The organism is Nesterenkonia alba DSM 19423, from assembly GCF_000421745.1.
Classification (GTDB): Bacteria; Actinomycetota; Actinomycetes; order Actinomycetales; family Micrococcaceae; genus Nesterenkonia; species Nesterenkonia alba.
Genome location: NZ_ATXP01000004.1, coordinates 171,124 through 192,340, shown reverse-complemented (window position 1 = coordinate 192,340; position 21,217 = coordinate 171,124). Strand labels below are relative to the sequence as shown.

Here is a 21,217-nt window from a genome sequence, read left to right as displayed (position 1 = left end):
CCCACCCGATAACAACACGCGACAGGAACGGACACCATGGAATTCGTACTCATCGTCGTACTCCTGGCGCTGGTCATCTTTGTGGTGGTGATCCTGGCCCAAGCGGTACGGATCATCCCGCAGGCCCGCGCCGGCATCATCGAACGACTCGGGAAGTACCAGCGCACCCAAGGCCCCGGACTCACCCTGCTCGTCCCCTTCATTGATCGCCTACTCCCCCTGCTCGACATGCGCGAGCAGGTCGTCAGCTTCCCCCCGCAGCCGGTCATCACTGAAGACAACCTCGTCGTCTCCATCGACACCGTGGTCTACTTCCAGATCACCGACCCCAAAGCTGCGACCTACGAAATCCAGAACTACATCGTCGCCGTTGAACAGCTGACCACCACCACCCTGCGTAACGTCGTCGGTGGAATGAACCTGGAAGAGGCCCTGACCTCTCGGGACCAAATCAACTCCATGCTCCGCGGCGAACTCGACAAAGTCACCGGACGCTGGGGAATCCGCGTGGCCCGCGTTGAGCTGAAGGCCATCGACCCGCCGCACAGCATCCAAGACTCCATGGAGAAGCAGATGCGCGCCGAGCGGGACCGCCGTGCCGCCATCCTCACCGCCGAAGGCTCCAAGCAATCGGCCATCCTCACCGCCGAAGGTGAGCGTCAAGCAGCCATCTTGCAGGCCGAAGGTGAAGCACAGTCCCGCATCCTGGCAGCCAACGCTGAAGCCCAGGCCATCGAGACCGTCTTCAACGCCGTGCACGACTCCGAGCCCGGCCCGGAGCTGCTCTCCTACCAGTATCTGCAGACCCTGCCGGAAATCGCCAAATCCGACTCCAACACCATGTGGGTCATCCCCGGAGAATTCGGCGAAGCCCTCAAGAGCCTCTCCGGTGCCTTCTCCGGTGAGACGACAGACGGCGCAGACGGCCGCTCCTGGGAAGACCGAGAAAAAGAACGCCAAGCTCGCCTGGAACGTCTCCGGCAGCGCCGCAAAGAGAAAGAAGCCGAAGCCAAAGAACGCAAAGGCAAACCGGCCATCTCCGACGCCATCGCTGACCTGGCTGAATCCGCCCGGACGACCTCCATCACCGACGACAACCCCCACTACGTCAGCTCCGAAGAGCTCGAAGAGGAAGCCCGTCGCGCCGAGCACGGCAACCCTCAAGCCGCCGGTAGTTCCGTAAGCGGCCTGCAGGAAGACTCAGCTGAAGCGCTCAAGCGAGTGGCCGAAAGCGCCCCACCCGAGGCCGACCCCAGCCTGGAAACACCCCAGGCACCCCAGGGTGAACAACCACAACAGCGCGACTACAGCGCACCCTCCCAGTCGGCACAGCAGGCCATCGGACAAACCCCGAGCTGGGAACGCCAGCAGCCCGACACCCCCGACCAGCAGGGTCAGCAAGGCTACGGGCAACAACCCCCACGGAATAACCAGTAGCGGCTGAACTGTTGAACAACGGGATACGACCTACCGCCGACACGTTGGAGGAAACACGATGAGCGATCGCAGTCTGCGCGGCATGCGCCTGGGCGCCCAGTCCATGGAAACTGAGCAGGGTGTCGAACCCGCCCCCCGGCAAGACGTCGAGTACGTCTGCGAAGACGGTGAGAAAATCACCGTCACCTTCGCCTCCGACGCCGAAGTGCCCCCCACCTGGACGGCACCCAGCGGAAAAGTCGGCGTCCTCGCCGAAGGGGAAAAACCCGAAGAAGAGCCGGAAAAGCCGGCACGTACCCACTGGGACATGCTCCTGGAACGCCGCTCCGTGGAAGAACTCGAAGAAATTCTCCAAGACCGGCTGAAAATCCTGCGGGAGCGCCGCGGCGAGAAGGTCTAACCCACTCCGTTACTGTGTGAGGGCCCTGGCCTTAGTGGCCAGGGCCCTTGCGCGTGCACCCAGGCCCCACTTGGTCACATTCGTCACCGCTTCCACAACAATCCCAGAGTTCATCTTCGACTCCCCCAAGGTCCGCTCCACAAACGTGATCGGCACCTCAGTGATGACCTTGCCCTGCAACGCCACCCGGAACGTCATATCCACCTGAAAGCCATACCCCACAGACTCAATAGAGTTCAGATCAATATCCTCCAGCGTGGAACGGCGGAACACCCGGAAACCGGCGGTAATATCCCGCACTTTCAACCCCAGCATGGTCCGGGAATACAAGCTCCCCCCACGTGAGATGAGCTCTCGGCGTAACGGCCAGTTCACTACAGAACCCCCCGGAACCCAGCGCGAACCAATGACCAAATCCGCCTCATCGATCTTGGCCAACAAATCAGGCAACTGCTCGGGCTGATGCGAGCCATCAGCATCCAGCTCCACGAAAACGTCGTAATCCCGGCGCAGGCCCCACTTGAACCCAGCAATATAGGCACCCCCCAAACCATCCTTAATAGGCCGGTGGATCACGTGAATCTGCTCATCAGCAGCAGCCATCTCCTCAGCCAACTCCCCGGTGCCATCAGGGCTGCCATCATCAACCACCAGCACATCAGACTCCGGAACTGCAGCGCGCAACCGGTCCATCGTGGTGGGCAGGGCATCAATCTCGTTATAAGTGGGAATGACCGTGAGGATCTTCATGGACACCACGTTACTCGGCCACAGCCGACGACGCCGCCCACTCCACACCTGCCAAAGCAGTCATCTTCCAGCGGGGCAGATCATCACCCTCCAAGTACGGCAGCAAAGGCGTGCGCGCCCGAGTATCCGTGCTCCAGGCCGCAACCGTCTCATTCGGCGACTGCACCCCCAGAGCATCCGCCTCCCAAACAACATACGCAGCAGAGCCACCAGGGTTCAGCTGCCCACCCGGACTCTGCCGTTCCGGCAGAGAGCGGAACGCCCCCCGGCTCTGAGCGTTGAACGCCGCCCGTACAGATACCGCATCCTCAGCAGCCTGCGCATGGGCTGACACCAACCCCCAAGGGTTCTCCCCCTCCACAGGAGCAACAGAGACGGGCACCCCCACGCTCAGCGCAGTCGCCATATGAACCTGGCGCCGAGCCACCACATGAACACCGGTGTTCAACAACGCCTCCCAGTGCCCCCGGTCAGCAGAATCAAAGTTCATCAACACGGTCGGTGTCGCAGGGCCCGGACTCAGCCGCAACTGGCGCAACTGCTCCCCTGTGGCCACGATATCCTCGACCACCGCCGCCGGATCCGCATCACTGACATCGAGCAGCAGCTGACGAGACTCCTCCGCCATCCAGGTGCGCACCCCAATGAGATTGCCAGCCACCTCGGTGTACTTCAGCCCCACAGCAACGGGCCGGCCCGGGGCACTCTCCTCCCACAAGGCGGCCTCGTCACTGAGCAACGACAACAGAATGTTCAGCGGCTTCAGGCCCTCAGCCCCAGCCGGATCAGTGATGCCCTGCAGACTCACCACCGGGTACACATCAACCGGGTGGTCCCGACCCCTGCGGTAGCAGGCAACCATCAACGACTCCGGTGCCACGTCCTCGGTGTGCATAGCCTCGGCGGCAAAACGGACCTCAAGCCGGACCGTTCCATAGCCGCTAGCCGCCGCGGCATCCAACCGCTCGGTGAGACCAACTGCGCTGCCGACGTCGTCGACCGCGTCCTCAGTGATCCACCCCACGAAAGGTGGAGTGACCAAAGCCCCCTGCAGGTCGTGAACCGCCATCCGATCCTCCTGCAGACGGGCGGCCGTCTCATCCGAACCCAACCAGGCGATCTGGTCGTTCTCCACCACCATCGCCTCAGCGTAAGGTTCCGCCGTGGAGTGGATCGTGCCATTGAACAACACACGGGGATCTTCGGCAGGACGTCGGACGGGCTTAGTCATCTGAATCGAAATCCTCTTCCATTGAGGTGTAGGCCACCGAGGAGTAGGCCACCACTCCCCGAGCAATGAGATCCACCGCCTCCTGGCAGCGGGAACTGAGTTTCGCCGACACCGTCGGTACGGTACTCAACTGATCGAGCACATCAATGCACTGCTTGGCCCATCGGACGAAATCACCGGCCGCCAAGGACGAATCCTCCAGCGCAGCACGCAGACTTTTCCCGCTGGCCCAGTGGTACATCGGCAAGGCGAGACCCAGCTCCGGGGCCTGGGTGGGTTCCAGGTGGTGGCGCTTCTCCAGGGTCTCCAACTCCGCGTGAACTTCCAAGGCAGCGCGCACCGCCTGAGCCAGCGGCTTAGTGGGCATCTGCGGCATCGCGCCTTCGTCTTCGCGCTTGGCCTGATACACCAGCACCGTGACAAAAGCCGCCAGCTCCACGGCACTCAAGCGCCCCAGTGCTCCACGGTCCACAAGCATCTCGGTGAACAGGTCACGTTCGCCATAGATACGCCGCAGCCGTTGTCCCCGCTCGGTGACAATGAATTCCTCAGCCTGGAACTCCTCCGGCAGCGGATCAGCATTCGGCAACCGCTCGTTATCCGCTGGCTGCAGATGTCCCAGTTCAAATAAGACACCGCACACCCGGTCAAAGGTCTTGGCAATGGAGCCGGTGCGCCGGTCAATTTTGGCTTTGAGCGAGTCGGTCTCCCGCTGCAACGCCCACCATCGCTCAGCCCACCGGGCGTGCTCCTCCCGATCACTGCACGCATGGCAAGGGTGCCGACGCAGCGCAGACTCCAGTTGCTCTATCTCCTCAGCCGGTTCGGCAGTCTCCTGCTCCACAAACCCGAACCCGGGCTTAGGTGCGTTCTTCCGGGGCGGAACCCGGTCGTGCAGTGCAGCGCGCATCGAACTGGCCAAATCACGCCGGATCTTCGGCACTTTGACCTGCGGTTTACGCGGCAACCGAATCGAGGAAATCACCTCCGGCGGCTGTTTGAAGTCTTCCACCGTCAGCGTGCGCAGCTTGCCATCCTCGGTCACCACCGCCGGACGGGGGTCATGTTCCGGTGCCGAGTGCACCACCAGGCACCTGCCCATCCGGCGACGCCCCGAAACGTCAACGACGTCGCCGGGCTCCAGTGCCGCAAGCACACGGACCACTTCCCGACGTCGTTGCCGAGTACGGGCCTTGGCCTGATCCTTCTGCCGTTCGGCGAGCCGACGACGCAACTCGGCGTACTGCCGGAAATCCCCGAGGTGACACTGCATTGCCCGCTCATAACCCTCCAGAGAGGACTGCCGCTTCGCCACATCCCGCGCCAAGCCGACCACCGACTTATCCGCTTGGAACTGGGCAAAGCTGGACTCCAAAATGGTGCGGGCCCGGCGGCGTCCGAACTGGGCCGTGAGATTGACCGCCATGTTGTAACTGGGACTGAAACTGGAGTTCAGCGGGTAGGTGCGCTTAGAAGCCAAACCGGCGACCTGACGAGGATCCATACCCGGCTGCCACACCACCACGGCGTGACCCTCGACATCGATGCCCCGACGACCGGCTCGCCCGGTCAGCTGGGTGTACTCCCCCGGGGTGATATCCACGTGGGTTTCCCCATTGAACTTGTCGAGCTTCTCCAACACGACCGTTCGAGCCGGCATATTGATACCCAGGGCCAAGGTCTCGGTAGCGAACACCACCTTCAGTAGCCCTTCGGCAAAGAGATTCTCCACCAGCTCCTTAAACGGCGGAAGCATCCCGGCGTGGTGAGCGGCCACGCCATTAATGAGAGCCTCACGGAAATTATCAAAACCCAGCACGGCGAGATCTTCAGCCGGCAGCTCCCACCCCATCTCCTCCACGCGGGAAGCGATCTCCGCGGCCTCCTGCCGATCGGTGAGCTGTATGCCCTGGTGCAGGCACTGCTCCACGGCGGCCTCACATCCGGCCCGCGAGAAGATAAACGCAATACAAGGCAGCAGACCCTCACGATCCAGTGTCCGGATCATCTTCGGCCGGCTCAACCTCCGGGCCCCCACCGGGGAACCCGACAACCTCGAGACATCTTTACCACTGGAGCCAAACTGCCGGCGCGGTCCGCGGCGCCCACGTCCCCGGCCGCGGTGGCCGCCAGAACGCCGCGACTCAGGCGCCTGCTGGTATTGGATCAGCCGCTGCAGTTCCGGGTTGACGACCTGAGTGGACTCCGGTGCGGTGTTGGACTCTTCGGTGATGACAAAGAGGTCAAAGAGACGGTGATCGACCATCATGTGCTGCCACAACGGCACCGGCCGGTGCTCGGAGACCACCACAGCGGTCTCCCCACGCACCGTGTCGAGCCAATCGCCGAATTCCTCGGCATTGGACACCGTGGCCGAAAGCGCTGCCACCTGAACCCGTTCCGGCAGGTGGATGATGACTTCCTCCCACACCGCCCCCCGGAACCGGTCGGCAAGGTAGTGGACCTCGTCCATCACCACAAAGCCCAGATCCTGCAAAGTCGCTGAATCCTGGTAGAGCATATTGCGCAGGACCTCAGTGGTCATCACCACGACGTCGGCTTCGGAGTTAATCGACGTATCACCAGTCAGCAGCCCAACCCGCTCGGACCCGTAGTCGGCCACCAGTTCCTGGTACTTCTGATTACTCAGCGCCTTAATGGGTGTGGTGTAGAAAGCCTTCTTGCCCGTGGCCAGGGCCAAGTAGACGGCAAACTCCCCCACGATCGTCTTCCCCGCTCCAGTGGGAGCAGCCACAAGGACCGCTTTGCCGGCCTCGAGGTGCCGGCAGGCCTCCAACTGGAAGGGATCAAGTTCGAAGGCCTGTTCCGCGCGGAAGGCACCAAGCCGGGTCTTCGCCTCGGCGGCTCGCCGGCGGGATTGTGCGTAGCGTTCGGCCGGTGAGCTCATCACTGCCTCGCTTCCCGTCGTCGTCACTGCGCGGTCAATTTACTGCGCGATCCATACAGCACCCGGGTCCGCCGGATACCGCGTTCCCACCCTACCGACCACAGCGGCGGATCACAGCCGCCACTCCCCTCGCTGACTGGGAGTTTCTCGCACAGCGTGTCGAACTATTGCATGAGGCAACTAAATGCGCTCAGAAGGAGTAGAGTCTAGGGCTGTGAGCACACCAGTCAGCCAGCCGACCTTCCCATTCCGGGATGTCGTCCTGGGGGCTCTGGTGCCTGCATTCATCTTCTCCACCGGCATCGGCGCACTGTTGCCGATCATTGCCCCATACAGTGTTGAACGCGGAGCCACCCTGGCTGCTGCCGGTGTTGTGGCCGCCATGCTGCCCTTGGGCCAAATCCTGGCGGATCTACCTGCCGGTCAACTCGCCGCGAAGATCGGGGATCGCCCAGCGATGGTGGTGGCCGGCTCCGTGGCCGCCCTGGGGTTTTTCGCTGCCGCCTTGGCACCTTCGGTCATCACCCTGGCGGCCGCGGTCCTGCTGGTCGGTGCATCAAATGCGGTCTTCCACCTGGCACGGCATTCCTATTTGACCGACGTTACCCCCGCCTTCCACCGAGCTACGGTGCTCTCCACCCTCGGTGGGGTCCACCGCATCGGGCAGTTCATTGGCCCGTTCCTGGGTGCCGGCATCATTTTCCTGTTCGATATGCGCGCGGTCTTCCTCCTGGCGGTAGTCACTGCCCTGGCCGCCACGGTCACCGTGTGGCTGGCCCGACCGACCGGGACCACAGAAGAAGCTCCCCGTGCCTCGGCGACCCAGCAGATAGCAACGCCGCGATTCTGGTCCGTGCTGAAAGAGCACCGGCGGATGCTGGCGACATTGGGCACAGTGGGCATGTTCGTCGGCGCGATCCGGGGTGCACGCCAGCAGGTCATCCCCCTCTGGGGTGAATACATCGAGCTCGACCCCACGACGATCTCCCTGCTCTTCGGCCTCGCTGGCGGAATCGATATGTTGCTGTTCTACCCCGCAGGCAAGGTCATGGACCGGCTGGGGAGGCTGTGGGTCGGGGTGCCCGCCATGACCATGCTCGGTATCGCCATGGCCCTATTCCCCTTAACCTCCACCGCCGCCGGGCTTGCGGTGGTCGCCATGCTGCTGGGCTTCGCCAACGGCTGGGGCTCAGGCATCATGATGACGATCTCCTCTGATGTCTCCCCACCTGAAGCGCGCCCCCAGTTCTTGGGTGCCTGGCGACTGCTGACCGATATTGGCTTGGGCTCCGGACCGTTGATTCTCTCTGCCGGGGCGGCACTGGGCTCGCTGGCAGCCGGGGTGTGGGCCGCCTCCACTCTGGGTCCACTGGCCGCTGCCGGAATGCAGCGATGGCTGCCCCGGTATTCCGACCACGCCAACCGAAGCACCCGGCGTCGGGCCGGTCTCATCGACTGACGCGGTACTCGACTGACACAGTACGACTCGACTAACACAGCACGACGACGCCGTCTCAGTATCCGGTATATCGCCCCTGTGTGCCCGCGCACCAGCTAGCATGATTCCGCATCATGGAATCAGCACTGCAGAGAGGATACGTGTGACCCCCAGCGCGGCGAGGATCGAGACGGTCTACGAGCAAGTCATCAGCCGGAACCCCGGTGAACACGAATTCCACCAGGCGGTTCGGGAGGTTTTCGACTCGCTGCCCAAGGTCCTCTCCCGGCACCCCGAATACGTTGACGCCTCGATCCTCGAGCGGCTCTGCGAGCCTGAACGTCAGATCATTTTCCGCATCCCGTGGACTGCCGACGACGGTACAGTGCACATCAGCCGAGGCTTCCGCGTCCAGTACAACTCCGCGCTGGGACCGTATAAAGGCGGGTTGCGCTTCCACCCGGATGTGCTGCTGGGCACTGTGAAATTCCTCGGCTTCGAGCAGGTCTTCAAGAATGCACTGACCGGTCTGCCCATCGGTGGCGGTAAAGGCGGCAGCGACTTCGACCCCAAGGGGCGCAGTGACGCAGAGATCATGCGTTTCTGCCAATCGTTTATGACCGAGGCATACCGGCACCTAGGTGACCGGGTGGACGTTCCCGCCGGGGATATCGGGGTTGGTCGCCGGGAGATCGGCTACCTCTTTGGGCAATACAAACGCATCAGCAACCGCTACGAATCCGGTGTCCTGACCGGCAAGGGCATCACCTGGGGCGGTTCACTGGTCCGCACCGAGGCCACCGGCTACGGAACGGTGTACTTTACCGAGCACATGCTGGCCACCCGTGGCCGGTCCTTCGATGGGGCCACTGTGCTGGTCTCCGGGTCAGGGAACGTCGCGATCTACGCGATTGAAAAGGTCCACGAACTCGGTGGCGTCGTCGTCGGCGCCTCGGATTCCTCCGGATCGGTCTACGACCCCGAAGGTATCGATCTGGCCCTGCTGCGTGAGGTCAAAGAAATCCAACGGGGTCGCATTGCCGACTACGCCCAGCAGCGACCCCGAGCCGAGTTTCTCCCCGAGCGCCGAGTGTGGGCGGTGGCTGAACGCCACGACATCGACGTCGCCCTACCCTGTGCCACGCAGAATGAGCTCAATGACGACGACGCCGCCACATTGGTCCGTGCCGGTGTCGCCGCAGTGGCCGAGGGGGCTAATATGCCCACCACCCCGGAGGCGATCCGCGTGCTGCGTCAGGCCGGAGTGCTCTTCGGACCGGGAAAGGCTGCCAATGCGGGCGGGGTCGCAACATCAGCCCTGGAGATGCAGCAGAATGCGACCCGGGATTCCTGGAGCTTTGAGTACACCGAGCAACGGCTTGCCGAGATCATGGAAAACATTCACGCCCGGTGTGCCGCCACCGCGGAGGAGTACGGAATCGACGGGGACTATGTGGCCGGGGCCAATATCGCCGGGTTCACCCAAGTCGCCGATGCGATGATCGCCCAGGGCGTGATCTGAGGTAACCGTTGACGCTCCCCTCAGTGACACTCAACCGGTGGTGCCGTAGCGAACCGGTTCCAGCTCTGCTAGCTCATCCTCAGTGAACAGCCGAGAGCGGACGATGAATCGTTTCCCGGTCGGGCCCTCAATACTGAATCCCGAACCTCGACCCTCGGTCACATCGATAGTGATGTGGGTATGTGACCAGTACTCAAACTGGGGCTTGGAGATCCAGACCGGCACCGGCTCCGGAGTACCGGGCTGAAGCTCCCCCAGCAGGACATCCTGCGGGCCGGTGAGGAAGGTCCCCTGGGTGTAGCACATGGGTGCTGAGCCGTCGCAGCATCCCCCGGACTGATGGAACATCAGCGGCTGGCCGTGCTCGTCGCGGAGTCGACGCAGCAGATCGGCAGCTTCCTCCGTGATGGCGACACGCTCAGCACCCATGGCAGTTCTTTGTCCTTTCTCTTCAGCGGCGAAGGATTATCGCCAAGGCCGCGTCATGGCGCGACCTCCGCTTCGGTCCACCTCAGAAGAAACCCAGTTTGTCTTCTGAATAGCTGACCAGCAGGTTCTTGGTTTGCTGGTAATGGGCCAGCATCATCAGATGGTTCTCCCGGCCAATTCCGGACTGTTTGTACCCACCGAAGGCTGCATGCGCCGGATACTGGTGGTAGCAGTTAGTCCACACTCGTCCGGCTTGGATATCCCGGCCGGCACGGTAGGCGATGTTGGCTTCGCGTGACCACACCCCGGCACCCAAGCCGTAGAGAGTGTCATTGGCAATGGAGATGGCGTCGTCGTAATCGCTGAAGCCGGTGACCGAGACCACCGGACCGAAGATCTCCTCTTGGAAGATGCGCATGGAGTTCGACCCGCGGAAGATCGTCGGCTCCACGTAGTACCCGCCCGAGAGGTCCCCGCCGAGATCGGCCTTCGCTCCCCCGGTGAGCACTTCGGCTCCTTCTTTCTGCCCGATGTCCAGGTAACTGAGGATCTTCTCCAGTTGGTCATTGGAAGCTTGTGCCCCCACTTGGGTTTCAGTGTCCAAGGGGTTGCCCTGCTTGACAGCTTTGGTCCGTTCGACCGCTGCCTCAAGGAATTCATCCATGATGCTGTCTTCGATGAGGGCCCGGGAGGGGCAGGTGCACACCTCCCCCTGGTTCAGCGCGAACATGGTGAAGCCTTCGAGTGCTTTGTCGTAGAAGGCGTCATCGGCGCGGGCGACGTCGGCGAAGAAAATATTGGGAGACTTCCCACCCAACTCGAGGGTCACCGGAATGAGATTCTGGCTGGCGTACTGCATGATGAGCCGGCCGGTTGTGGTCTCTCCGGTGAAGGCAACTTTCCGGATGCGGGGGTTGGAGGCCAGCGGAGCTCCGGCTTCGGTGCCGAAACCATTGACCACGTTGACCACACCTGGCGGGATGAGATCCCCGATGAGTTCCATCAGCAGCAAGATCGAGGTGGGCGTCTGCTCCGCGGGTTTGAGCACCACGGCGTTACCGGCTGCCAGAGCAGGTGCCAGCTTCCACACTGCCATGAGGATGGGGAAGTTCCACGGGATGATCTGGCCGACCACACCGAGCGGCTCGTGGAAGTGGTAGGCGACGGTGGTGGAGTCAATTTCGCTGATACCACCTTCTTGGGCACGGATCACCCCAGCGAAGTAACGGAAGTGGTCCACCGCCAAGGGCAGATCCGCGGCCAAGGTCTCGCGGACCGGTTTCCCGTTCTCCCACGTCTCGGCCACCGCGAGCATTTCGAGATTCTCTTCAATGCGGTCGGCGATCTTATTCAGTACCACCGCGCGCTCTGCCACAGAGGTCTTTCCCCAGGCTGGAGCGGCCTGATGGGCGGCATCCAGAGCGACTTCGATGTCCTCAGCGGTGGAGCGGGCGACCTCTGCCAGCGTCTTCCCCGTCACGGGCGTGGGGTTCTCGAAATACTGGCCCTTGACCGGGGCAACCCATTCCCCGCCGATGTAGTTGTCATAACGGTCCTTGAAGCTGACCACACTGCCTTCAGTCCCTGGTTGCGCGTAGACAGTCATGATGACTCCTCTCAAAGTTGTGACATAAATCACTCTTGAGAGGTACTGTAAACCCACTTCAGGTGCAGGTCTACCCCTCGGCGTTTACCCCTGTGCTCAGGCCATCAGGGGTGCACCGATGAAGGGATCGAGCCAGAGGCCGATGAACAGCAGGGTGAGATACAGGATGGACAGGTGGAAGACCTTCATGGCTTCCTTGTCCTTGAGGTTGCCCCGCTGTGCCCGGTTGTAGAGCACATGGCATTCCCAGATGAACCACCCTCCGGCAGCTGCGGCGATGGCTGTGTAGGTGATCCCGGCCCAGCCCAGCGGAACCAGAAGCAGCGAGCAGATGACTGTGGCCCAGGCGTAGAGCACCACCTGGACGGAGACCGTACGAGCACTGGCCACAGCACCGAGCATCGGCACCGAGGCGGTCTGGTAATCCGTGCGGTACTTCATGGACAGCGGCCAATAGTGCGGCGGGGTCCACAGGAAGATGATGACAAACAGCACCACGGCCGGCCATTCGATCGTCTCGCGGACAGCGGCCCAGGCGATGAGTACCGGGAAGCAGCCGGCGATACCACCCCAGATGATGTTCTGTTCGGTCCGACGCTTCAGCACCAGGGTGTAGACGACCACATAGAAGAAGATGGCTGCCGCACCCAACGCTCCAGCCAGCCAATTGGCCCCGAAGGTGAGGATCGCCAGGGCCAGAACGCCCAAGACCGAGGCGAAGACCAGGGCCTCCTGTGGCGTGACCTCTCCGGTGACCAGTGGGCGCCGTTTCGTCCGGTTCATCAACCGGTCCATGTCTCGGTCGATGTAGCAGTTGAACGCACCCGCAGAACCTGCGGCGAACGCACCGCCGACCATCGTGGCCACGGCAGTCCACGGATCCGGGACCCCACGCTCGGCGAAGAACATGGTCGGCAACGTCGTCACCAGAAGCAGCTCGATGACCCGCGGCTTCGTAAGAGCCAGATAGGCCGAGGCCTTGCGCTTGATCCCTGCCCAGCGAGGGGAGGCTGGTTTCGGCGAGGCCTCCACGCCACGAGTGCTCAGTTCGGTCACCGCTCCAGTGTACCGTTTTCTACGTGACGTAGAAGAATTGCTACGTGAGGCCACAGACACTATCGATCAGGCGTCGATCCGGTCCTTATCGAGAGCCTGGGACCCTGCGATGATGAAGTCCTTCCGAGGCGCGACGACGCTTCCCATCAGCAGTTCGAAGACTCGCTCGGCAGCCTCCGCATCCTCAATTCGGATCCGCCGCAGGGATCGACGCTGCGGGTCCATGGTGGTCTCGGAGAGCTGATCGGCATCCATCTCCCCCAGTCCCTTGTATCGCTGGATGGGTTCCTTGTATTTCAGGCCTTCCTTCTCCAGTTCGGCCAGTAACGTCACCAGCTCGGCCTCACTGTAGGTGTAGCGGACCTCATTGGGCTTCTTGCCGGAATGGATGATCTCCACACGGTGCAGTGGAGGAACCGCGGCGAAGACCCGACCTGCCTCGACCATCGGCCGCATGTACCGGAAGAACAATGTCAGCAGCAGGGTGCGAATATGGGCCCCGTCGACGTCGGCGTCGGTCATCAACACCACTTTTCCGTAGCGGGCGGCCTCCAGGTCGAAGCTGCGGCCCGAGCCGGCACCAATGACTTGGATAAGAGCGGCGCATTCGGCGTTGGACAGCATGTCGGAGACCGAGGCCTTCTGGACGTTGAGGATCTTGCCGCGAATGGGTAGCAGAGCCTGGTAGTCCGAGGAGCGGGCCAGCTTGGCGGTGCCCAGAGCGGAATCCCCCTCCACGATGAACAGTTCGCTGGCTTCGACGTCCTTGGCGCGGCACTCGACGAGTTTGGCCGGCATCGTGGAATTCTCCAACGCGTTCTTTCGCCGTTGGGTCTCCTTCAGCTGGCGAGCTGAAATGCGAGACTTCATCTCCGCGACGACTTTTTCCAGCAACACGGAGGATTCTTGTTTTTCGGCGCGCTTGGTGGAGGTCAGTCGCTTTTCCACCTCCCGGGCGGTGACCTTGGAGACGATCTGGCGTGCCGCCGGCGTCCCCAGGATCTCCTTGGTCTGGCCCTCGAATTGCGGTTCGGCGATCCGAACGGTGACAACAGCGGTGAGTCCCGCGAGGACATCGTCTTTTTCCAGCTTGTCGTTGCCGGCTTTGAGCCGACGTGCGTTGGCTTCTACGACTTTGCGAAACGTGCGGAGCAGGGCCTGTTCGAAACCGCTTAAATGTGTTCCGCCCTTGGGTGTGGCGATGATGTTGACGAAACTGCGCACGGTGGTGTCGTAACCGGTTCCCCAGCGCAGGGCGATATCAACTTCACAGTCGCGCTCTACATCGGTCATCGTCCCGTCGACGGGCACGCGTTCGCTAAATGTGCCGTGCCCCTGGATGCGCCAAATGTCTGTGACGGGCTGATCGGGGCTGAGGTGTTCAACGAACTCACTGATACCGCCGTCATACTGGAACACTTCTTCGGTGGGTTCGGCGCCCCGCAGATCGCGGACCGTGATGCGCAGTCCCGGTACCAAAAAGGCCGTCTGGCGGGCACGGGTGGCCAGCTCTGCGTCGTCGAAGGCGGCATCCGGGGTGAAGATCTCCCGGTCTGCCCAGTAGCGGATGGTGGTCCCCGTGGCGCCACGTTTGGCCTTACCCGCCACCTGCAATGGTGAACCGGCCTCAGCGGGAGTGAAGGCGGCGTCGGGACCGGCACCTGCGAAGGTGCCCGGCTCTCCGCGGCGGAAAGAGAGCTGGTGGACTTTACCGCCACGGGTGACATGCGCGTCGAGGCGGGCTGAAAGTGCGTTGACCACCGAGGCGCCGACGCCGTGAAGGCCACCGACGGCGTTATACGAGCCTCCGCCGAACTTGCCTCCAGCGTGCAACTTGGTGAAGACGACTTCCAGTCCCGACAGGCCAGTGCGGGGTTCGATGTCGACCGGGATGCCTCGGCCGTCGTCAGAAACCTCGACCGAGTCATCGGGATGCAGGGTGATGGTGATCTGTGAGGCATAGCCCGCCAGCGCCTCATCCACGGAGTTGTCGATGATCTCCCAGACACAGTGCATGAGTCCACGGGAGTCGGTGGACCCGATGTACATACCGGGACGTTTACGTACCGCCTCGAGGCCTTCGAGGACGGAGAGGTGCCGAGCGCTGTATTCGTCGCGTTGTGCCATGACCCGCTCAGCCTAGCCAGGAGGGTACGCGGTGGGCGAACGGCGCGCCTGAGGAGGGCCAAAAAGGGATGAATCTGGCCGCAGACGTGGTTGTATGGGCGAGATCGATATCCCGATGCGCTAGGAGGCGAACGGATGACAAGCACCACGGGCACTCTTGAGGCACAGCCCACGCTGACAGCTCTGGACCGCTGCGACCGTTGCGGCGCCCAGGCTTACGTGCGTGCCGAGCTCGCCTCCGGCGGAATTCTGCTGTTCTGCAATCACCATGCACGGCAGCTGGAAACCAGCCTGCGGCCAAAGACCACCCAGTGGGTGGACGAATCAGACCGCATCAGCTGAATGGTCACATGAAAAATGCCCCGGCAGTTGTGCCGGGGCATTTTTCATACTCGGGAACCGTATCCCGCTAGTCCTTGGGTGACCATGTCTTCAGGCGTGAAGGCGGGCAAAGCTTTGCCTGCCACGAAGCGTGCACGCCACGTACGCGCTTGAAGCACCAACTCAGTCCAGGTAGTCGCGGAGAACCTGGCTACGGCTGGGGTGACGCAGCTTGGACATCGTCTTGGACTCTATCTGCCTTATACGCTCGCGGGTCACGCCATAGACCTTCCCGATCTCATCGAGAGTCTTGGGCTGGCCATCAGTCAGACCGAAGCGCATGGCGACCACACCTGCCTCCCGCTCGGCAAGGGTGTCCAGCACGGAGTGCAACTGTTCCTGCAGCAGGGTGAAGCTCACCGCATCTGAGGGAACAACGGCCTCAGAATCTTCGATGAGGTCACCGAACTCCGAGTCACCGTCTTCACCCAGAGGGGTGTGCAGGGAGATCGGCTCGCGGCCGTACTTCTGCACTTCGACGACTTTCTCCGGGGTCATATCCAGCTCGGCAGCCAGTTCCTCCGGCGTCGGTTCACGCCCGAGGTCCTGCAGCATCTGACGCTGGACGCGGGCCAGCTTGTTGATGACCTCGACCATGTGCACCGGGATGCGGATAGTGCGAGCCTGGTCTGCCATGGCCCGGGTGATGGCCTGACGAATCCACCAGGTGGCGTAGGTGGAGAACTTAAAGCCCTTGGTGTAGTCGAACTTCTCCACCGCACGAATCAGACCGAGGTTTCCTTCCTGGATGAGGTCCAGGAAGAGCATGCCGCGGCCGGTGTAGCGCTTGGCCAGGGAGACCACCAGGCGGAGGTTCGCCTCCAGCAGGTGGTTCTTCGCCTTCTTGCCGTCAGCGACGATGAGTTCCAAATCGCGCTTGAGACGCTTGTCCTTGATGGTCTCAGTCTTCAGCTTGTGCTCTGCGTAGAGGCCGGCCTCGATCCGCAGCGCGAGGTCAACTTCTTGTTCGGCGTTCAGCAGCGCGACTTTCCCGATCTGCTTCAGGTAGTCCTTGACCGGGTCGGCTGTTGCCCCTGCAGAAACGACCTGGACAGCAGGGGCGTCGTCGTCATCAGCGTTGGAGATGACGAAGCCCCGCCCGGAGGTCGACTCCTCCTCAGCTTCCCCAGTGTCTGTATCGACCAGGCTGGAAGCGTCCTCACCGGCATCCTCTGCCTTGGCCACAGCCGACTCCAGCGCCTCAGTGGGTGACTGGGCCTCTTCCTGCTGTTCCTCCTGCTCGACTTCAGCGAGGATCTCGTCCACCGCGTCGGTCTTTTTCCGTCCGCCGGTCTTCTTGGCACCGGCAGAAGATGTCCCGGCTGCGGTTTTCTTCGTGGAGGTCTTCTTCGCTGAGGCGGCCTTCGACCGGGACGCCTTCGAGCCAGCTGAGGTGGAACTGGCCTTCTTCCGGGAGCTGGTCGTCGATGATTTCTTCGCCGACCCCCCGGACGAGCGCGTGCTCCCCTTGGCGGAGGCACTCTTCTTCTCAGCCTCGGGGACCTGAGTCTCTTCCTCAGTCTTTGACGCAGTAGTGGGCACGATGACCTTCCGACTCGACACTTGGGTGCCCCGTCCGTAGACGGGGTCGGCGCACCGGGTATCTATGAAGACATGCCCAACACGCCTATGACCCTGTCAAGTCCCGTGTGGAGGATGCACTCCTCGCCGGGTCTGCAGGGTCTTCTGTGCGAGTGCCAACGATACTGCGCCCCCGGGCATTCCCGAAACGCGAACTTTTCTTCCGCGCGCCGGATCATCTCTGCTCAGCGCTGTTGTCCCGGGACCCTACCGTTGGCCGCCCACCAGCTGTAGCTGTGCCGTTTCACCCGGGCCCAGTCGCAGACCGGGTACCGAGCGATGAGGCGACGCAACGCCGTCGCCGGTGTACTATCCGGTGCTTCTGTCAGTACCGTTTCGACCGCAACAGAGGCCACTGAGCCCCGACCGCGAATCCATTCGATCCACCCCTTCAAGCAGAGGATGGTTTGGCGCTGATAACCCTGGGCATAGGGCAACAGTTCCCGCAGGGTGAGGTCAAGAGCTTCCACGCGGAGCCAATCGGGTGGATGCGGAGTTGCTCCTTCGGCTGCAGCCGCGCAATCGACCAGTAGTTGGGCTGCCTGCTCCTCGGTGATCCGATCGGGCAGGTGTTCCATCACCGCAGGGAGGTAGTCCTGCCTCACGCAGACGCCTTCGCCAGTGACCTGATCCAGGTACGCGCCAGCAAGTGCGGTGAGATAACCCATCGTGGCGAGCGGTTTGAGCCAGTCAGCCACCACGGAACGACGGAGCGTAGCCAATAGTGGAGCGGTCCGCTGCGGCTGGGTATGAATCCAACCGGCGTGCTGTTCACGGCAACTGCGGCGCAGGGCCGCGTCCCAGAGCGTGAGCACCGCCTCACAGTGCTGAACCTCAGCCGCCTGGGCCGCTTGCACCACACCCTCCACTTGATCCGAGGACAGCGCAGTGCTGGGGGCCAGGTACTCAGCAAGCATTTCCTCCGGTGTATGGGTCTCCCCCACCGGAGCCAGATGGGGCAATCGCGTATAGGTCTGTTCCAGCACCGTGCTGATGGCATGACCCTCGGGCGGGCAGCACTGCGGATCCTGGCAGGCGTAGTCGCGGATACGACCCCCGGTGACGTGCCAAATGTGAAGCAGACGGATGCCGCCGAGATGCTCAAGAGCCTCGCGCAGTGCCGCGAGGAGTTCATCGAGGGTACAACCGCCGCAACGGGGCGGATCCTCGTCGAAGACCATGGCAAGACAGGCCTGGGGCACCGGTGAGGCATCCGCTCCGGCAAGCCACTGCGCGCAACGCTGAGCCATCATCTGGGGGTGGTCGAGGGCCGGTGGCAGGTCGATGCGTAAATGTCCACCGCTGGTGCCACCGGTAACACCGATGAGGACCAGTGACTGGCGCGGGATGTGCCCGAAGACATGCTGCACCAGGGCTAGGGCGTCACCGGGGTGGTGAAGCCGGACAGCGGGGGATGTCTGTGTATCCCACATGTGGGGTTCTGTGGTGTGATCCATGCCCCCAGGCTGCGGCGCCCACGTTCCCCCTCGCTGGTCAGTGAGGCGTTGCTGTGGAGGCCTCGGCGTGGCGCCCACTGCACCGGGTCGGGTGTGGAAAACGCAGGACTCAGCGTTTGGTGTCCCCGGAGTCATCCTCAGGTGGGGTGTCCTCTGAGGTATCAGTCTCAGAACTGGGGGCTTCGGCGTCGTCGTGCGCTGCCTGTCCGAAAATCACGTCGCCAGGCTGAGTCCGCAGGTACTCCTCCACCGCTGCGCCGAGTTCCTCGGCGTCGGGGACGGCCTCATTGTCCTTCACCAGCAGAGACCGTTGCTGCGGCGTGGCGTACTGGTCGAAGTTACGCTCGAGCTGTTCAACCACTGCGGCAATCTGCGGGTTCTGCGACACCTGCTCAGAGATATCCGAGTCCACCATCCGGGCGGCTTCGCGCAGTTCGTCAGTGGGCAGCATGAGCTCACCGGCGGCCCCGGCATACTCCAGGGCAGCAACAGCCACCGGTGGATACTTCCCCGCAGCCAGGTAGTGGGGAACGTGAACGGTGTAGCCGACGACGTCATGTCCACTCTCATCCAGCCGGGCTTCGAGAACCTGGACCAGGCCGGCTTCGACATGTGCATTCGGCTGCCAGGTAGAGATCCCCTCGATGAGATCAGGCCGATTACCGTGCGCGGTCACCCCCAAGGGGCGAGTGTGCGGAGCCGGCAATCCCAGAGCATCGGTGAACACGGTCAACCGCACGCCGAGTTGCTTGACCAGCTCGATGAGGGTCTCGGTGATCCGTTCCCATTGGAAGTCCGGTTCGTCTCCAGTCAGTAGCAGGAACTTCCGCCCCAGCGAGTCCTCCACTTCGTAGAGCTCCAGGGCGGGGCCCCGGTAATCAGAAAACCGGCTCTCGGTAAACGTCAGCTGCGGCCGACGCGAGCGGTAATCGAAAATCGCATCGACATCGAAGCTAGCCACTTGACGGTTCGGCAGGGTGGCCAGCAGGTACTCAGAAAGCTGCTCGGAGAGTCGGCCGGCATCGGTATGTCCGGCAATAGACACCAACATCGCCGGACCCCGGGCACTACGTTGCTGCGCCACCTCGTGCAGCACTACCTCGGAGGAGGCGTCTTGCCCCTCTTCGGCCTCGACGGCGTTGAGGTGCAACAAGTCGAAGTCGTGGTTGTGCATCTGGCTCCTGTTCACTGAAGACCGCTCGCTGTGCAGACAGAACGCCCGGTGGAGGCTGTCTCATTCCCGTCCGGGAGAACATCGTGGTGAATGTGAGTAGGATCGGTCACGTGATCAACGACTTCAAGCCCACAGTGTCCGCAGTGTCCTCCGCCGTCGAGAAGGTTGACGCCGATGCGCTGGTCCTCGGCGTGGCAAAGAGCCCCGAAGGTCCAGTATTGCTGCCCAACCCCTTGGCGGATAAAGCCGCGAAGGGAGTGGCCGATTCGCTCAAAGCCCTCGGTGCCTCCGGTTCCGCCGATCAGCTGTTGCGCCTGCCCGGGGTGGACGGCTTCAAGTCCGAGACCCTGGTCTTGATCGGCGTTGGCCCGCTGACCGGTGAACCCGACGGCGGCGTGTCACCTGAAGCCCTACGCCGTGCCGCTGGCTCCGCTGTTCGGCAGCTCTCCGGAGCCGACGCCGTCGCACTGGCTTTGCCGGCAGCTACTGTCGAGCAGGTCTCGGCTGTGGCCGAGGGCGCAGTGCTGGGCGCCTACAACTTCCCGCACTTCCGCGGCAGCGAGGAGGCTCGCAGTAAGACTCCGGTTGCTGAGATCGCGGTTCTGACCGAGTTGAAAGACAAGCACACTAAACAGGCGGTCTCCCGGGCGGCGGTCGTCGGTGACGCGGTCCGGGCTACCCGTGACCTGGTCAACACTCCGCCCAGCCACCTCTACCCGGAGTCCTTCGCCGAGACAGTCCTGCAGGCGGCGAAGTCCACGAAGGTCAAGACCAAGGTCTGGGACGTCAAAGATCTGCAGAAAGAAGGCTTCGGTGGCCTCCTGGGGGTCGGCGGGGGATCTTCCCGTGGCCCGCGGATGGTACGCATGGAACACTCCCCGTCCCGGCCGGTGGCACACATCGCCTTGGTGGGGAAGGGAATCACCTTCGACTCTGGTGGACTGTCGCTGAAGCCCTCAAACGCCATGACCACGATGAAACTGGACATGGCCGGGGCTGCTTCAGTAGCCGCCGTCGTGCTCGCCGCTGCTGAGCTGAACCTCCCGGTGAAGGTGACCGGTTGGCTGTGCCTGGCGGAGAACATGCCTTCGGCCACCGCGCAGCGGCCGGAGGATGTCATCACCATCTACGGCGGTAAGACGGTCGAGGTCCTCAACACTGACGCCGAGGGTCGGCTGGTTCTGGCCGACGGTATCGTCGCCGCCAGCGAAGAGCACCCCGATGCCATTATCGACATCGCCACGCTCACCGGTGCTCAGATGATCGCCCTCGGCAACCGAACCGTCGGTGCCATGGGAGCTGAGGATCTGCGTGAGGACCTCGTCGACGCCGCACAAGAGGCTGGCGAGTCGCTGTGGGGCATGCCGATTCCTGAAGAGGCCATCTCCACCTTTGACTCCGATGTCGCTGATCTGACCAACACCGGGGCCCGCGAGGGCGGCATGCTCAACGCTGCCGCGTTCTTGCGCGAGTTCGTCGGCCAGAAGCCCGGCGCTGACCCGAAGGCCCTGGATCCAGAGTCCCAGCGCATCCCGTGGGTCCACTTGGATATTGCCGGTCCTTCGTTCAACAGCAAAGGTCCCTGGGGTTACACCCCCAAGGGCGGCACCGGGGTGATGGTACGCACTCTCATCACCTACCTGGAGTCGGCGGCGAAGGCCTGATCCTCTCACCCTGCGCTGATAGTCTGACCAGCAGGAAAACCACTATCCGGTCTACC

The 21,217-nt window shown here is 62.6% G+C and carries 16 protein-coding genes; 6 read left to right on the top strand and 10 right to left on the bottom strand.

Going from position 1 to position 21,217, the window contains the following annotated elements:
• Positions 1-36 precede the first annotated feature (36 nt).
• The gene (locus tag H578_RS15875) at positions 37-1,437 is read left to right on the top strand and encodes an SPFH domain-containing protein (RefSeq protein WP_022872591.1); all 1,401 of its coding nucleotides are present in this window, start codon (positions 37-39) and stop codon (positions 1,435-1,437) included.
• A gap of 58 nt (positions 1,438-1,495) precedes the next feature.
• Entirely contained in the window at positions 1,496-1,837 is a 342-nt protein-coding gene (locus H578_RS0104925) for an RNA polymerase-binding protein RbpA (RefSeq protein WP_022872590.1), read from the top strand.
• A 9-nt stretch (positions 1,838-1,846) separates the two neighbouring features.
• Here the strand turns inward: H578_RS0104925 and H578_RS0104920 are convergent, their stop codons facing one another.
• The 3 genes from H578_RS0104920 to H578_RS13410 are packed head-to-tail and all read right to left on the bottom strand — an operon-like array spanning position 1,847 to position 6,726.
• Positions 1,847-2,587 carry a polyprenol monophosphomannose synthase gene (locus H578_RS0104920; protein WP_028463953.1) on the bottom strand — a complete coding sequence of 247 codons (741 nt, stop codon included), beginning with the start codon at positions 2,585-2,587 and terminating at the stop codon, positions 1,847-1,849.
• A gap of 10 nt (positions 2,588-2,597) precedes the next feature.
• Entirely contained in the window at positions 2,598-3,818 is a 1,221-nt protein-coding gene (locus H578_RS0104915; protein ID WP_022872588.1) for a hypothetical protein, read from the bottom strand.
• Positions 3,811-6,726 carry a DEAD/DEAH box helicase gene (locus tag H578_RS13410; protein ID WP_022872587.1) on the bottom strand — a complete coding sequence of 972 codons (2,916 nt, stop codon included), beginning with the start codon at positions 6,724-6,726 and terminating at the stop codon, positions 3,811-3,813. The genes H578_RS0104915 and H578_RS13410 overlap by 8 nt, the downstream gene beginning before the upstream one ends.
• 214 nt (positions 6,727-6,940) lie before the next feature.
• On the opposite strand from H578_RS13410, the gene H578_RS0104905 reads away from it, so the two are divergent.
• On the top strand, positions 6,941-8,185 hold the full coding sequence (locus tag H578_RS0104905) for an MFS transporter (protein ID WP_022872586.1): 1,245 nt from the start codon (positions 6,941-6,943) through the stop codon (positions 8,183-8,185).
• A gap of 100 nt (positions 8,186-8,285) precedes the next feature.
• A complete protein-coding gene (gene gdhA, locus H578_RS0104900) occupies positions 8,286-9,686 on the top strand; it encodes an NADP-specific glutamate dehydrogenase (RefSeq protein WP_051130781.1) in 1,401 nt (466 codons plus the stop codon).
• Positions 9,687-9,716: 30 nt separating this feature from the next.
• Here the strand turns inward: gdhA and H578_RS0104895 are convergent, their stop codons facing one another.
• From H578_RS0104895 to H578_RS0104880, 4 genes are all read right to left on the bottom strand, one after another.
• On the bottom strand, positions 9,717-10,115 hold the full coding sequence (locus H578_RS0104895; protein ID WP_022872584.1) for a DUF779 domain-containing protein: 399 nt from the start codon (positions 10,113-10,115) through the stop codon (positions 9,717-9,719).
• Between the two features lie 82 nt (positions 10,116-10,197).
• A complete protein-coding gene (adh, locus tag H578_RS0104890; protein ID WP_022872583.1) occupies positions 10,198-11,721 on the bottom strand; it encodes an aldehyde dehydrogenase in 1,524 nt (507 codons plus the stop codon).
• Positions 11,722-11,817: 96 nt separating this feature from the next.
• Positions 11,818-12,768: a heme o synthase gene (locus H578_RS0104885; RefSeq protein WP_245554912.1), complete on the bottom strand. Its 951-nt coding sequence runs from the start codon at positions 12,766-12,768 to the stop codon at positions 11,818-11,820.
• A gap of 75 nt (positions 12,769-12,843) precedes the next feature.
• On the bottom strand, positions 12,844-14,904 hold the full coding sequence (locus H578_RS0104880; RefSeq protein WP_022872581.1) for a DNA gyrase/topoisomerase IV subunit B: 2,061 nt from the start codon (positions 14,902-14,904) through the stop codon (positions 12,844-12,846).
• Positions 14,905-15,039: 135 nt separating this feature from the next.
• Here H578_RS0104880 and H578_RS0104875 point away from each other — a divergent pair, with 135 nt between their 5' ends.
• Positions 15,040-15,246 (top strand): DUF7455 domain-containing protein, encoded by a 207-nt coding sequence (locus H578_RS0104875; protein WP_022872580.1) that lies wholly within the window; start codon positions 15,040-15,042, stop codon positions 15,244-15,246.
• Between the two features lie 162 nt (positions 15,247-15,408).
• Here H578_RS0104875 and H578_RS0104870 read toward each other — a convergent pair whose 3' ends face one another.
• The 3 genes from H578_RS0104870 to H578_RS13405 form a co-directional block, all read right to left on the bottom strand.
• On the bottom strand, positions 15,409-16,848 hold the full coding sequence (locus H578_RS0104870; protein WP_022872579.1) for an RNA polymerase sigma factor: 1,440 nt from the start codon (positions 16,846-16,848) through the stop codon (positions 15,409-15,411).
• Positions 16,849-17,051: 203 nt separating this feature from the next.
• Positions 17,052-18,323 carry a DUF4192 family protein gene (locus H578_RS0104865; protein WP_022872578.1) on the bottom strand — a complete coding sequence of 424 codons (1,272 nt, stop codon included), beginning with the start codon at positions 18,321-18,323 and terminating at the stop codon, positions 17,052-17,054.
• 109 nt (positions 18,324-18,432) lie between these two features.
• Positions 18,433-19,497: a PAC2 family protein gene (locus H578_RS13405; RefSeq protein ID WP_022872577.1), complete on the bottom strand. Its 1,065-nt coding sequence runs from the start codon at positions 19,495-19,497 to the stop codon at positions 18,433-18,435.
• A 110-nt stretch (positions 19,498-19,607) separates the two neighbouring features.
• Here H578_RS13405 and H578_RS0104855 point away from each other — a divergent pair, with 110 nt between their 5' ends.
• Positions 19,608-21,161 (top strand): leucyl aminopeptidase, encoded by a 1,554-nt coding sequence (locus H578_RS0104855; protein ID WP_022872576.1) that lies wholly within the window; start codon positions 19,608-19,610, stop codon positions 21,159-21,161.
• The last annotated feature ends 56 nt before the right edge of the window (positions 21,162-21,217 follow it).